This is a genomic window from Enterococcus sp. DIV1089c, from assembly GCF_050530965.1.
Taxonomy (GTDB): domain Bacteria; phylum Bacillota; class Bacilli; order Lactobacillales; family Enterococcaceae; genus Enterococcus_B; species Enterococcus_B hirae.
The window spans coordinates 1,427,770-1,442,477 of sequence record NZ_CP172888.1 but is presented as its reverse complement, the minus strand read 5'-3'; the positions used below and the strand labels follow the sequence as shown (position 1 = coordinate 1,442,477).

Here is a 14,708-nt window from a genome sequence, read left to right as displayed (position 1 = left end):
TTCTAATTGGGACATCTAATGAAATTTGTTTCTAGCATATATTGACGATTTTGTAAGAAATCAGTATATATAACATACTAGATACTTTTTTTGAAAAATATAGTTAAGTTGTTTATAGTTTTAAGCAAAGACTAACTTCAAGAGAGAGAGAAAAGATAGTATGAGGTTTTTATGTGAACTGATGAAACAAAACTACAGTCCAGCACTCTTTTGAGTGCTGGACTTATTTTAATACTTATAAATACTGTTCTGCTTTTGTACTATGGACAGATCAAAGTCTTGTTTATTATTCACGATTTCATTGTAGACAGTGAGTATGTTCTCAAAATCTTTTGGAGTAGGATTTGAATGGATAGATACTACGGTACACTCTGGTACGAACAGTGAGGGAAGATTAGTTATCAAAAGATCGTACTTGCACATTCTCTCTCTAACTGAGGTAAGGCTAGTAGCATCAATCAAATCCACATTCACTCGCGTTTTTAAATGATATATAATATCTTCTTTCAAAAAATTACAGTGTTCGTAGCTCGTATTGAAAAAGAGTCCAGTCTTAATAGTTGGTGATTTTTGTTCCAATTGATCAGATAATGAGTCCCATGAAGTGACCACCATAAATAGTAGTCGATTAATAACGGAATCATCTACGTAAATTGGTAAATCATTATTTAAAAAATAACGATTTATGATTTCTTTGACTCTTTGTGTAAATCCTTCGTAATAATTATTGAGATTGGTAAAAAATTCTTCATTAGGATTATAAAGGATTTTTGCAGGTCCCCAAATATAAGTGGTTGCGTTGTATAGATAAAGCATAAGTTCTTCTTTATTAGAAAGGATTAGATTTTCCTTTTCAATAATTGAATTTAGTGTATTTTCTATCGCGACACGAAGATGATTAATTTTTGGATTTAAGGAGCATTTTTGTTTTAAATCTGTCATTGACCATGCATATTTGTCGTTGAAAAATATATAAAATAATCGATATATGCTCTTTGAGGTTATCTCAGTGTGATAGTGTTGAAAAAGTTTTTGAGTTAACTCTTCTGAAAAAGTAAACCCATGTTTTTGGTCATTTTGTGATTGGCTTGGAAGTAAATGACCTCTACGAATTCGTATAAAATTAATAAATAACATAGTTCTAAATTTATTTACATAAGAATAGGTTTGGCGTGCAGGAGTTTGTAAAAATGGGTAGCAATTCATAAACTCTTGCATGACCTCATCCATCAATTCAACATCTCTCTCAGTAATTACTTTTTCAATGAGTCCATATTTTTCGATTAAGTAGCAAAAATAGAACCAGCATATTTTTCTCTCATCACCGATTATGTCCATATAGGTACAGTCAATGTGAAAGTCGAAAGGAGCTAAAAGTTCATTGATTGTTCCTATCTTTCTTTTCAATGTAGAAATGCTGAGGAAAAGATGATCAGCTAAAGAGGTCAAGTTGGTATGTCTACTTAAAAAGATTTCTTCAAGTATGGAGAATCTTGCAGACTGATTGTAAAGTGCAGAAAAAATAAAAAAAGGATTTTGATCAGGCATGAGAATTAGCCGTACACCAAGTTGTTTACTACTTTCCAGTTTAGCTGGGTTGATGTATCGGTTGATATCTCCAATGCTTTTACGAACTGTGCTTTCAGAGATTTGGGTAAATTTCGAAATAGTACTTATTTTTTCCCAGTCTCTATAAATGAGAAATTTAATGATTTGATAGTGTCGTTGTAAGTTTTTTTCTAATAATGTTTCCATATGGAGCCTCCAATAGTTAGCGAACGTTAGATTAAAAATGAACTTTCTCAATAAGAAGTATTGTTCTATAGTTATCACCGTTGTTGGAAACATAGATAAGCTGACAAGCTACAATTATTATAACAACATTAGAGTAAGAAAAACAATGGAAGGTAAGGAGAATGGAAAGAAAAAAACGATTAAGAATTGTTATCCTTTTAATTTTGTTGATAGCTCTCTTAGTGGGAAGTGTGTACTACTATTTTTTAACTCATCAAACTGCTCCCAATGTAGTTGCTGGCGAAACTGATGGAAAATCAGGTGAGTTTGTTAAGGATATGAGCGAAAAAGAGTTTGAAGAGCTCCTTCAATCAAAGGCGGATAAAAGCGAAGTACGTTTGAAAATGAATTCTGATATGGTTTTTGAATCATCATCAGAGGTTGGCGAGGTCAGTATATTAAATCCGGCAAGTAATCAATATGCCATACGCGTTCAGACTACAATTGATGGAGAGAAAAAAGTTGTTTATGATTCAGGTCTCATTAAGCCAAAACAATATGTATCCCAAGGTAAATTAAGCACTACCATCAAAAAAGGTGTTTATAAAACACAAAATTTAGTCACTTATTATGAGAACGATAAGGCACAAAAAAAGGTTGGAGAAACCCTAGTAGTAGGGCAATTATCTGTGAATAACTAGAATATCTAGTTATAAATAATAGAAACAATGGAGGAACAAAAATGAAAAAAACGCAATTTGTAGCACTTTTCGGTGTAGTCGCATTTGGAGGAGCAGCATTATTAGGTCCATCAGCTGCGTTTGCCTATGAAGATGGTCAACCAGATCCGAATACCCAACCACAGGAAGTCAAAAAACAAGATTCTGCTACTATTCCGGCAGAAGGAACATTTAAAGAATTTGACCCAACAGACCCAACAGACCCGACTCAACCAGATCCAGATCCAACAGATCCAGCATGGGTTGATGTTAAAATTCCAACAAAAATCTTATTTGGTCAAACAGATGTAAGTACGGGTATTATTTCTCCACTTTATGAAATTGAAAATCTTTCCTCAAAAGGAGTTAAGATTTCTGTTAACGATTTTAAGGATAGTGGTACACCGGGAGGATCTGGGAGTCAAACGGATGCTGAAAAAATCAGTGATAAGTTGACTTTGAATTTAACCAATAAAACTGCAAGTAAAGACATCGCCTTGCACACGACAGACCCGCAAAATCCAGCTCAATTCCCGGCGGAAATTGGCACTTTGAATCCAACTGGAGACAAGCTTGAATTTAAATTAAGTGGTGGGGTAGCAACAGGGTTTAATTTTGAAAAGAATGCTTTAAATCCACAATATGATTTAGTTCTTAAGTTTGAAGTTCAATAGGAATTGATATGAAAAAATACTATGGTTTTATATTGCTATCGTTAGTAACCATTCTAACTTTTATTTGTCCAATCGAGACTTTCGCTGAGTCATCAAGTATTCAGTTTAATCATATTCCAATTGAGGGAATCATTGGCAAAGGAAACGACCAACATTCTGATGTAGTTGATGAAAACCAAAGTGATAAGATGGATAAATTACCACAATTAGGCAATGAAGGAGATAATAGTAATTTTCTCTCCTTCATTGGAGTGGTTCTTATGCTTATCGCTTTAGAGCTGAGATTTCTATTGGGAGGCGCTTATGAGAAAAAGTAGCATTTCTTTGATTATGGCTTTCGTTTGCATTATTGGGAGTTTGTCATTTCCCACATGTAGCTTTGCAAGTGATTCAGGAGCTACCGCAGCAGGAGTTGCACAAGATGCTACTGAGGCCGAGTGGAATAAACTCGATACTTTTATGACTCAGACTTTAATTCCAAGTGATGAAGGATTATCCGTAAGTTATAGTTATCCTCAAAATTTTGAAACTTATTGCACGAATTGGGAAATGAATGAGTATAACTTTACCGGTCCTGCCAAACGAGTAATAACAAAAGTCACTAGTTCAGATCCAAGCACAGTAATTCCAACGTATAATGATCATTCGATTACTTTAAAACGGGGAAAACGAAACGCCAACATAGTTCAAATTGATATTGAATATGATTTAGAATGGAATTTCCATGTTGAAGAAAAAGTGGGCGGAATTTGGTACACAGTTAATGATCGTAGTGGTAGCACTCATCAGACTGAATCATTTCTAGTAAATGTAGCACGTAGTAAATTAACCGTAATTCCCAATCAAAATAATACGATTGAACTAAATTTATTCAGTCCTAATGATAAAAATATTTTCAGTTATGTAAATATTTTAAACAATGATGGGCCAGTTGGATGGTATATGAAGAACAAGCCTGATGATAGCAAGTTAGGTAATACGAATGGAAAATTTATTTTCTCAGATAATCGAGACACTGTAGCAGTTGATATTCCCTTTACGGTTATCGATACAACCCCACCAAATGGTAAATTAATTGATCCTATTATTATTGAACTAGGATCACGAGTTGAAATTAAAGACTTTCTTGAGTATGAACCTTGGGATAATGATACAAAGCCAGTGACAGTTGACTCTATTACTGATCCAGACAATCTAGGTTTGGGGAATCATCCATTTGAAATGAGTTTAACAGATAGTTCAGGAAACATATCTTTATTAAAGTCAACAATTACTGTAAAAGATACTACACCACCGGTAGTTGTTCCAAAAGATCAAGCTATTGACTACGGGGGAATAGTGGATGCAAAAGATTTTGTTAGCTCAATCACTGATAATGATAAAAATGGGAAAATGACTGTCTTTTTTGATTTTTCGAAGCCAGTTCCAGATAATAAAAAAGTTGGTGCTCAAGATGTTTATCTAGAAGTAAGTGATCCATCTGGAAATATTACCAAAGTACAAGCAAAGTTAACTGTTAATCCTGACAATATTGCACCTACTGGGGATGGTATTTTACAAATGATTCCAGTCAACGACAGTATATCAGCCAACCCCTTTGATGTGGTAACAAATTTGCAAGATAACGATGATATTTCAAAAATAACTGCAAAGTATATAAAAATACCTGATACATCTAAAATTGGTTTGACGGATGCAAAAGTTGAATTATCCGATCAAAATGGGAATAAGGCAGAAGTGACTGTGCCTGTTTTTGTACATGATCATCATAGTATCTTTGATAATCAATATGTATTGAGTTCGCAAAATTTCACTGCCTATTCTAACCACGTTCCTGCTTCAAAAATTGAAGAATGGATTTTGCAAGAAAGCCAATCTAAAGCGTGGGAACTTTCAAGTGGAAATGAAATATCTAAGCAAATTAAAGTGATTAAGCATGATGTCAAGCCTCAGTTTGGCTCCTATACTGCTACGATCCAACTTGGCAATCTTACGAAAGATATCACGATTAATGTTTTAGATGCCAAAGATTTGATTGATGTTACTATCCCGCAAAAAGTAATCTTTGGATCAACAGATGTTCAAAACGGTAAGGTATCATCACTAAGTTACGAAGTGAAAAATAATTCAACTGCTAAGCTCAAAGTATCTTTAGCCAAAATGCAAGTGGATTCTAGTTCAACGATTGATGTCATTCGAGCTAATGATATCGAACCTAGTGGGAAAGATGAAAAAGTGAAATTAAGTTTGAGTTCATTGGAAGAATTTCAGTTTCCGATGATTGAGTTACATCCATCAGTTGCAAATCAAGAATTGGGAATTTTAAATTCTCAAGCAGTTGGTGGATTTCAAATTAAAGGAGCATATTACGGAAAATATCAAAATACAAAATGTAACATCCAAATGACCTTCAAATTTGAAGTGATTTAGTAGAGATAACTAGGGTGATCCCCTGGTTATCTCAGTACATAGATTTCATGAGTAATGAGGCGATGGGTTATGCAAAAAAGATATGGTCATCTGATTATTTTAGATGAATTAATTCAAAATGGTTATAAAAAGTATCACTGCCTTTGTGATTGTGGACAAGAAACAATTGTTTATCATTCCAATTTAGTCTCGGGTCGAACAAAAAGCTGCGGGTGTGGAAATGTTAAAAATCGGCATAGATATAAGGATTTATCTAATAAAAAATTTGGTGAACTAATTGCCCTTACTCCAACAGAAGAACGTAGCGAAGGAACCGTTGTATGGAAATGCCTATGTTCGTGTGGCAATGAAATAATGGCATCGGCAAAACGATTGCAACGAGGAGAAATCCGGAGTTGTGGATGTCTTAAGGAAAAACAGTTTCATATCGAAAAACAGGTATACGGTAACCTGACTGTCATTGAACCATTAAATAAGAAAATAGATTGGAAGACAAAATGGAAGTGTAGGTGTAGCTGTGGTCGATTATGTGAAGTAAGCTATGGCAACTTATCATCTGGTCACACAAAAAGTTGTGGTTGTTTGAAAAGAGTTGAAAGTAGAACTTGTGTAAACGGAACAATTGTCGAATGTTTGAAAACAAAATTGGCTAAAAATAATACTAGTGGTGTAAAAGGGGTTTATCGTTATAGGGGAATGTGGGTAGCCTATATTACTTTTCGTGGAAAACGATACTATCTGGGGACGTATGATGATTTAAGTGAAGCAGCGCGAGCGAGAAAAAGAGCTGAAGATAAATATTTTTTGCCATTATTAAAACAATTTTCGATTTAATGTCCACTTTCGTGTTCCCTTTTTGTTTTTAGTAGTGAAAGGGGAAGAAAGAATATGGATATTCGTGATGAAAAATGTCGAGTGTATGATCAACTGAGACTATTGATGGAGGAAAGAAGGGAGCTTTCAAAACAGTATTTTGATCTAAAAGAATACTTAATTCATTTAGAAGATAATCAAGACACGACAAATTCTGATAAAGCAATATGTCGTGAAGTGGAGCCGATGAATTTAGAAAATGAAAAGGAGCTCCAAGATTACTTTACTCAGCGAAAAGCAATCGATAACCATCATCGATCTTACAAAGATTACGGGTTTATTATTGCATCAATCTTGAAAGAGTCAGGAAAACCATTATCCGCCAAGCAAATATATCATGAGTGGACAAAATCGTATGAAATTTTTCCTGATTATCGCAATTTTGTAAATAATATTCTTCCAAAAATAAATCGAGATGAATCAATCCCTGTTGAACGTGCTATGAGAGGATATTGGCAATATAGACTTAAAACCTAATTTGTCCGTATATCTTTTTCCTTTCGAATTTTCAAAGGAAGAAGTGACAGTGATGAATCAGAATTTTGATTTTGGAAATGATGATGCACAAATTATTAGTTATATTCAAAAAACAGTTCATAATACGGCAATTAATTATTTTGCTAAAAATAGTAGACTAAAAGATATTGAATTTGTTCCTGGACAAAAGACACTAGATTATTTTATCGAGGAGCAAGCTATGTATCCACAAGAAACTGTTACGGTGGTATCTGAAAATTTTCCGCTAGATTTCTCTAATTGTGCCTTAGCCACTGAATTTCAAAAACTATCTGAAAAAGATCAATCCCTACTAATTCAAAAATATATTTTTGGATATTCAGACTATGAGATTTCTATTCAACTATCAATGACACGACAAGGTGCAACAAAAAAGCGTCAACGCATTCTAGGAAAGATTCGAAAACATCTCCTTCATTAATTTTAAAAAACTATATGATTCGTGCCCCTCCTAAAGCAGTCACTATGGAAAATGAGTGCAAAAAAACGGAGGATGCGTGAAATGAAGTCATTGGCAGAACTCGTTATTCTTGTTCAAAAGAATGATGAAGAGGCGTTTTCTCAAATTGTGAACAGCTTTAAACCATTGCTGGTTAAAGAATCTTGTCGTAATGGGAGCTTTGATGAAGATTGCTACCAAGAGTGTATGATCAGATTATATTTAGCTCTAAAAAAATTTGATATTCCAGAATAATCACTTTTAAAGATAACCGTGTAGTCAGTTTCTGTTAGCATTCCCGAAAGGTAGGTACAAAGCTTTGGACCTACCTTTCTTTGATTTTGAATGATATAAAAAAATTTAGGGAGGTTTTATTATGCTTCTGTTTTTATTAGGCTTATTTATAGGATGTATGCTGGGAGCAATTATAATGAGTTGCTTAGCCGCGGGAAAAAATGACGATGTAACTTCTGGAAGAGAGTAGATTTTACAGGGATATAAGTAAGGATGGCAGTCGCATTTTGCAGAGGTGGGAGTAAAAATGAAACGAAAATATATTGTGCTGGCTTTGTGTGTGTTATTTTTATTGGTAGTATATTCTCTTTTGACGCCCTTTTCTAAGGATGTTGTAAACATGGTGATAGTCATAATAGGAACCGTTTTGATACTTGTAACATTTTGCTATGTTGCGATCAAAAAAACAACTAAATAAGTAATGCTAGGATTTAGCATAATAAACTTTATTACATTCATTTATAGTGCTATTTAGTAGTGCTATTTAGTCGATTGATAATACTAACTTGTAAAGAATAGAATTTTAAAGTGAAAAAGAAAATTTGGAGGAAATATCTATGAAGCATAAAAGAAATAGTAAATTGAAATTCAAAAGACTTCAGCTTATATTCGTGTTATGGAAGACAAGTTTGTGTTTGTCATAATAAATTAAAAAAAGGAGTAACGAAGTCGGTTTTGCAAGGTAACGTTTCGTTTGTCCTTTTTTTATTTGTTCATTATGAAATTAAACTTTATGAATTTTAGAGGAGTATCATTCTACCTATATAATTATGATCCATCATATTTAAATATAATTCCATCGAGTTAATCTTTTCTGAAAGCGATATGAAGCGTATAATTAAGTATATATATTTTTAGAGAGGAGCAGTTTTGATGGGTTGCTTGCTTAATGGCGAAATATCGAAGTTAGCACGTTTATCTTGTGAAGAATTAGTAGAGAACATGCTTCAAGTCGATATTGATCATTCAATTCAAGAACAATTATCCTGGAAAAATTCCTTATACTTACTGATTCAACTTCTTAATGAACAAAGTTTTGGCAATTTGTGGCTAGCAGCTGAATATTCACTAACTGCAGATAGAAGAATTGACGCTATTATCTTTGGTTATTCTAGTCAGCATCAACCTACTGCAATTATTGTTGAGTTAAAACAGTGGGAAAAACTTGCTCCTAATATCGAGAAACAAAAAACGAATGTAAATGTTTGTATCGGAAATAGAAATGAGTATAGGTTACATCCGATTTACCAGACAGTGAACTATGCACGAGATTTAAAAGCCCATCATGAAATTGTTGCCAATAAAAAAATCGATTTATATGCAATTCAATATTTACATAATTTTATTGGAGACAAAAATGCCTTTTTCTCTGAAATGTATGAAGACTATCAAAAATTATCTGTCGGTTTTTTTGTTAAAGGGGAAGAGCGACTTTTAGTTAATCACCTAAAAAAACATTTCGATGTAACGATAAACGGAGAGCAAGTCGCTACAGAGTTTCTTGAGGGAAAATACATTATTGGGCAAGTTGGCTTTAACGGTTTGCGGAGTGTCCTCAATCAAAAAGATAATGCGATTATGTTGGCAGATCAAATTGAAATTTCAGCACAAATAAGCCGGTTATTTAAAAAATTCACTCAAAACCATAGAAATACGGCAATTATTATAAGAGGTGCTGCGGGCACTGGAAAAACAATTATAGGTATTCACTTACTTTTTCTTGCTCAGCAACATGGTCTTAAAATCAATGATATGGTTTTTACTTTCGCTAAAAGTAGAATGTTACGAGAAGTAGTTAAAAATGAAGCAGGTTTGATGCAACATATTCCCTATTTGAATGGTATTGCGTTGAAGGACTATTCATTAGTTGTAGTTGACGAAGCGCATAGAGATACTGATATCAATAAGACTATTAAGAGTTTGTTTAGCTACAGTAAAAGACCCAAAATTGTAGTATTTCTACAAGATGATCATCAACGGGTTTTATTAGAGGAAGTCGGGACGCTTTCAAATTATCAAAAGGCACTATATAAGTTAGGAATTGAACCAGATATTTTCGATTTAATCGTTCAAAAGAGATCAGGAAATCAGGGTGATTATGTAAATAGAATTCATAAATTACTCTTTGATTGTAAAAAAGCAACCTCAAGCAATAATACCTTTGATATTGTGTTATCACACTCTTTGAAAGTAATCGATGAGCAATTATTAAAGATGAAAGAATTAGGTGAAACTGCAAAATGGTTTGCGCCTTATGATTGGCCTTGGAAATCTAAAAATAATCTTACTATTAGGAATGATATTGAGATTCGAGATAAAGATGGAACGAAATTTCAAAAACAGTGGAACCCCATGAGGAATCAGTACGATTGGTATAAAGATACTGATGAAATATCTTTTAATCAAGTTGGATCCGTCTATACAGCACAAGGATTGGATTATGATTACACGGAATTCATTTGGTATGACGATTTACGGTGGGATAAAAGCCTCAGCAAGTGGGTTTTTGATCTTGCAAAAGTTAAAGATCAAACTTTTGTTAAGCAGGTTGAACGTTTTTTAAGTTCCCATAATTACTCTGAAGCAGCTTGTGATGAAGTTTTGGAGATTTTTTTAAACCAATACTATGTCTTGTTAACAAGAGCAAGAAAAGGGATTTTCTTGTGGTTTAATGATAAGGATACCGAAGACTATGTTATGAGTGTTATAAAAAGATAGGTGGGTTCAATTATGTCAGAGATTCAAGAATTAACCGAATTAATTAATAAATTTCGTGATGAGAGAGACTGGCGGCAATTTCATAATGAAAAGGATTTAGCTATTTCGATTTCTTTGGAAGCTAGTGAACTGTTAGAGCTATTCCAATGGAAAACAGCAGAAGAGGGAACTGAGAATCTGCTTGCCCTAAAGGATGAGTTAGCCGATGTTTTAATTTATTCTTTTATGTTGGCAGATAATTTAAATTTGGACATCGAGCAAGTAGTAAAAGAAAAATTAAACAAAAATCAGCAGAAATATCCAATCAATAAGAGTAAAGGATCAAAAACGAAATATACTAACTTCTAATTATTTGGTTTAGAGTAGAGAAAATTTGATTATATTAAGGTGGGTAACGGATGGCGAAATATGCCTATATTATGTTGGATGTGGAAGGAACGACGCTTGTTGGATTTAATCAATTACGGAAAGTACAACAAGAAAAATTAAAAAAAGGGGATATTATTTATATTTATAGAAGTACGAAGTCCAATAAAGTGTATATCGGTCAATCAAAACATTTTAAAACTAGACATGAGCAACATTATAACGGGGCTGAAGAAAAATTTAATGAAGCAAACTTTGATCAAGTTATTGTACTTTTTTCTGCGCTGTTCAATGGCTCTGCTTTAAATGATGTTGAGAATCAGCTTATCACTTATTTTTTTGCTGATAATTCTAAATCACGAAGAAATTTAGTTGAGTATGAAACCAGTGAAGTAATCAATCTTACTAAGGGGAACTACACGAATAGTTATAAAGAACGTGAGGCTATTGCTACTGAAGTGGTTCTACCTTTTTGGGAGGAGCTATATAGCAAAGGTTGGGTAAAAACACCTACTATTGGTGAACTTAGAAATCAAGCTTTGGTTAAATATAGTCCAATAAAAGAATTGACCCAACAACAAATGGATCTTATCAATGAAATACTTTCAAATCCAGAAAAAAATTTTGTAATCAATGGAGATGCAGGAACGGGAAAAACAGTTCTATTAACGCATTTGGTTGCAAAATTTTTGGATGAGCAATCTGATAAAACAATTGCTGTAGTTGTACAACCAAATTGGATTAAGACAGCTCAAGAAATTTTCAAAGTGTATGGTATGAATGGAAAAAATCTTACTGTAGCAACTTCTACTCAACTGATTAATCAGGATAAGGACTTTGATGTAGTGATTGTTGATGAGTCTCATAAGCTATCACGAAAATATGCTAAACAAATGGCTTCGTTCAATAATGTATACAAAGGTAGATTCAACTTAGATGATAATCACCTAGAGCCTTTGAAAGAGATTGGGAAGCAACTTATTCTGATGTACGACGTTTTACAAGCAATTCGACCAGCGAATATGACTCGAGAGCAGTTTAGTAGAGCTACAGAAAAATTCGAAAAGAAATATCTGACTACACAATTTCGAATTCAAGCTCCTGAAGGTAAATCGTATACTTCAGATGACTATATAAATGGTATCAAATACTTACTATATAAAGATACCGACTTATTATCAGAAACAAATTATAATCCAAATTTTAACCGGTCAGTATTTTGCGATAGGGATATCGATGCTTATTACGGATTTTTTGAAGATAACCCTTTAGCTAATTTGTTTGATTGGATAGAAGAAGATAGAAATTATCATAGTGATCATGTTAATAGAGTCTTGGGAGGATTGGTTGAACCTTGGAAACAATCAGATGGTAAGGATCCAGAGATTACCCATTGGCACGAAGGGAGTCTTCACAAACGATGGAATTCTACACAAGAAAATTGGATTAATTCGAAAGATCCCGATGCAGAGGACCAGGTCGGATCGGTTTTTGCTGTTCAAGGAATTGACTTGAATAAGGTCGGGGTATTGATTGGAAATGATTTACAAGTCGATGAGTCAGGACGTCTTTTTGGTAATCCCGATAATTTTCACAATGTAAATGGTAAATTTTCAAAGAATGATGCTAATCCGGAGAACAAAAATGAATTTACACTGTTTGTATTGAACATCTATTATATTTTGCTAACTAGGGGAATTGATGGCGTGCGAATTGGTTTTTGGAAGAATGAATCATTTAAGAAATATATGAGAGATACACTTCAAATTGAATAAGAGGATATAATACATCATTTTTAAATAAAATTAGAGTTGTTGATTAAGTGATTCAAGGTATCAGTAGGACTAAAATCAAAATGTATGACGGAGGGAAATAACATGGGAAATTTAGGTTGGTATCAATTAATGACAACTTTAGCAAAAAAAGTTGGTGGACCAAAAATTTTATTAGTACTTGTGGCTACAGGTGGTTACGCAATAATTAGAACTGTAGAAGCAGGGGGGAAGAAAGTAGTTAAATTGGTTAAAAAAAAGAGTGCATCAAAAATAGAAGAAGCCAGTTTGACAACTTTCATTTTTACAGAGACCGGAGTTGGCGATGGTGGGCTTAAATATTCCAAAGGAGAATCTTTTTTTGTAGCAGCAACTCATGATGATGTGATCTTAATTGAAAAAGAAAACGATAAAGATAATCCGTATTTTGTTAGTGGGGATTGGTTGAAAAAAGTTAGCACATATGTGTAAATGAGATAATCAAGCTTTCATAATAGAAATTATAAAGTAAATAATTATTATTTTGATCAACTACAGAACTAGTAAGTTTAGATAATTAAAATGGAGTTGGTATCTTTGAAGATAAGTGAAAAATTGAAATTAGAACGTAATCAGAGTGAATTGGATTTTGTAGATATTGATTTGGATAATGACACAGCTTTATTTTTAGATCCGTACTTTTTATCGATAAGAGAAGACAAGTGGTCAAAAAAGGCTCATAGAACATTGGAAAATTATTTTCAATTTGTTTTGAATCTTTTGGAAAAAGGAGAAGAAAATAAGGCAAAAGAATATTTTAGATTTAATGAACCTGAAGAAGTTTGTTTTGGACTGTCCAAATCGGGGACACATGGTAAAGGATTAGGAAAAGATGAATCTAGCAAACTTTTCAATTATATTATGGAAAGTAAAGCAGTAGAAGACGGTGTAATCAATACGTCAAGTGATATAAAAATATTTGTCCCAAATATTGGTCATGATAAACTATCTGATTTGACGATTAATGTTATTAGAAAACATTTAATTGAATATACAAAAGACCAAATGTACTTACATGGTATATCGTTAACCAATGCTCCGTCTGGAATTTATTGGGACACGGAATTACACTCTTGGAATAATAGTTATGAAGATATGTTAGTAATTGAGGGGAAGCCTGTAATTTTGGTTCCCAAAGCAATAGTATGTAAAATTGAGAACTATTTCTATGATTATAACGTGTATGCTAATAACCCTGTTTACTTTTACCTGAAAGAAAGAGAACTAAGAATTGGTTCAAGTCTAGTCAAGGAAAGAAAAAATGGAGAAAAATACGTTACAAAAAAAGATTTAAAAGAGGAGTATGGATTTGATAAAAAAGTTTTTTTGCAAAAGTTTACTAAGGAGCACCCAGAAATATATGACCACTTTAAAGTTCAAGCAAAAGATAAGGTTAAATCAATCGATGATTCTGAACTAATCGAAAATCATTATGATGAAGTTTACATTGGATTAATTGATAGCTTAATTAGCAAATTTAAAACTATACCTTCTGGGAAAAAAGATGCCAACGATTATCATAACCTCATTATTGGTACAATGACATTTCTGTTTTATCCAGACTTAATTAATCCAGTAAAGGAGCAGCCTCTTCACGATGGTAGAAAAAGAATTGATATCACATACGATAATGCATCCAAAGAGGGGTTCTTTTATACATTGTCGAATAATAAAAAAATTCCTTGTTCATATGTATTTATTGAATGCAAAAACTATACAGGCGAAGTATTAAATCCAGAATTTGATCAATTAAATGGACGTTTTTCTGTAAACAATGGACAATTTGGTTTCTTGGTATTTAGAAAAACTGAAAATGAAGAGGCTATAATAAAACGTTGTCAAGATTTTTATACAGATATGAGAAGTTTGATTATTCCAATTATGGATAAAGATTTTATTAAAATGTTAGAGGGAAAGAAAGTGTCTCAAACTAATGCTCCGCAACAAAATTTTCTGAATGAAATTACAAGAAAAATAATGCTTGGCTAATAAAATGGATAGCTAATAGCTTCTACTAAAGATTAAGTAACTAAGTCAGACGATCAGGTTAAAAAGAAAGAAAACAAATGAGAATTAGGAACCATGGGGGGATATCTGAAAACTTAAATAACTCTGAAGTACTTTTTTAGAAAGG

Annotated in this window: 14 protein-coding genes; 13 read left to right on the top strand and 1 reads right to left on the bottom strand. The window is 32.9% G+C overall.

The annotated features are described in order from the left end of the window. Window positions 1-228: 228 nt before the first annotated feature. Complete coding sequence (locus IGL30_RS06830) at window positions 229-1,755, bottom strand: helix-turn-helix domain-containing protein (protein ID WP_002390845.1); 1,527 nt, start codon at window positions 1,753-1,755, stop codon at window positions 229-231. Window positions 1,756-1,916: 161 nt separating this feature from the next. On the opposite strand from IGL30_RS06830, the gene IGL30_RS06825 reads away from it, so the two are divergent. From IGL30_RS06825 to IGL30_RS06765, 13 genes are all read left to right on the top strand, one after another. Continuing rightward, window positions 1,917-2,435 carry a hypothetical protein gene (locus tag IGL30_RS06825; RefSeq protein WP_430618113.1) on the top strand — a complete coding sequence of 173 codons (519 nt, stop codon included), beginning with the start codon at window positions 1,917-1,919 and terminating at the stop codon, window positions 2,433-2,435. A gap of 41 nt (window positions 2,436-2,476) precedes the next feature. Further along, complete coding sequence (locus IGL30_RS06820) at window positions 2,477-3,127, top strand: hypothetical protein (RefSeq protein ID WP_002390843.1); 651 nt, start codon at window positions 2,477-2,479, stop codon at window positions 3,125-3,127. A gap of 8 nt (window positions 3,128-3,135) precedes the next feature. Further along, a complete protein-coding gene (locus IGL30_RS06815) occupies window positions 3,136-3,444 on the top strand; it encodes a hypothetical protein (protein WP_002390842.1) in 309 nt (102 codons plus the stop codon). Then, window positions 3,431-5,557, top strand: coding sequence for a hypothetical protein (locus IGL30_RS06810; RefSeq protein WP_002390840.1), 2,127 nt, complete (start codon window positions 3,431-3,433; stop codon window positions 5,555-5,557). The genes IGL30_RS06815 and IGL30_RS06810 overlap by 14 nt, the downstream gene beginning before the upstream one ends. A gap of 69 nt (window positions 5,558-5,626) precedes the next feature. Next, complete coding sequence (locus IGL30_RS06805) at window positions 5,627-6,391, top strand: AP2 domain-containing protein (protein WP_002390838.1); 765 nt, start codon at window positions 5,627-5,629, stop codon at window positions 6,389-6,391. 54 nt (window positions 6,392-6,445) lie between these two features. Continuing rightward, complete coding sequence (locus IGL30_RS06800) at window positions 6,446-6,907, top strand: hypothetical protein (protein WP_002390837.1); 462 nt, start codon at window positions 6,446-6,448, stop codon at window positions 6,905-6,907. A gap of 52 nt (window positions 6,908-6,959) precedes the next feature. Continuing rightward, entirely contained in the window at window positions 6,960-7,367 is a 408-nt protein-coding gene (locus tag IGL30_RS06795) for a sigma-70 family RNA polymerase sigma factor (protein ID WP_002390836.1), read from the top strand. Window positions 7,368-7,448: 81 nt separating this feature from the next. Continuing rightward, complete coding sequence (locus tag IGL30_RS06790) at window positions 7,449-7,640, top strand: helix-turn-helix domain-containing protein (protein WP_002390835.1); 192 nt, start codon at window positions 7,449-7,451, stop codon at window positions 7,638-7,640. A gap of 912 nt (window positions 7,641-8,552) precedes the next feature. Further along, complete coding sequence (locus IGL30_RS06785; RefSeq protein ID WP_430618110.1) at window positions 8,553-10,397, top strand: DNA/RNA helicase domain-containing protein; 1,845 nt, start codon at window positions 8,553-8,555, stop codon at window positions 10,395-10,397. Window positions 10,398-10,409: 12 nt separating this feature from the next. Next, the gene (locus IGL30_RS06780; protein WP_002390833.1) at window positions 10,410-10,745 is read left to right on the top strand and encodes a nucleotide pyrophosphohydrolase; all 336 of its coding nucleotides are present in this window, start codon (window positions 10,410-10,412) and stop codon (window positions 10,743-10,745) included. 50 nt (window positions 10,746-10,795) lie between these two features. Then, window positions 10,796-12,538 carry a DUF2075 domain-containing protein gene (locus tag IGL30_RS06775; RefSeq protein ID WP_002390832.1) on the top strand — a complete coding sequence of 581 codons (1,743 nt, stop codon included), beginning with the start codon at window positions 10,796-10,798 and terminating at the stop codon, window positions 12,536-12,538. 102 nt (window positions 12,539-12,640) lie between these two features. Then, entirely contained in the window at window positions 12,641-13,006 is a 366-nt protein-coding gene (locus tag IGL30_RS06770) for a hypothetical protein (protein WP_002390831.1), read from the top strand. Between the two features lie 105 nt (window positions 13,007-13,111). Continuing rightward, window positions 13,112-14,563, top strand: a complete 1,452-nt coding sequence (locus IGL30_RS06765; RefSeq protein ID WP_002390829.1) for a hypothetical protein — start codon at window positions 13,112-13,114, stop codon at window positions 14,561-14,563. The last annotated feature ends 145 nt before the right edge of the window (window positions 14,564-14,708 follow it).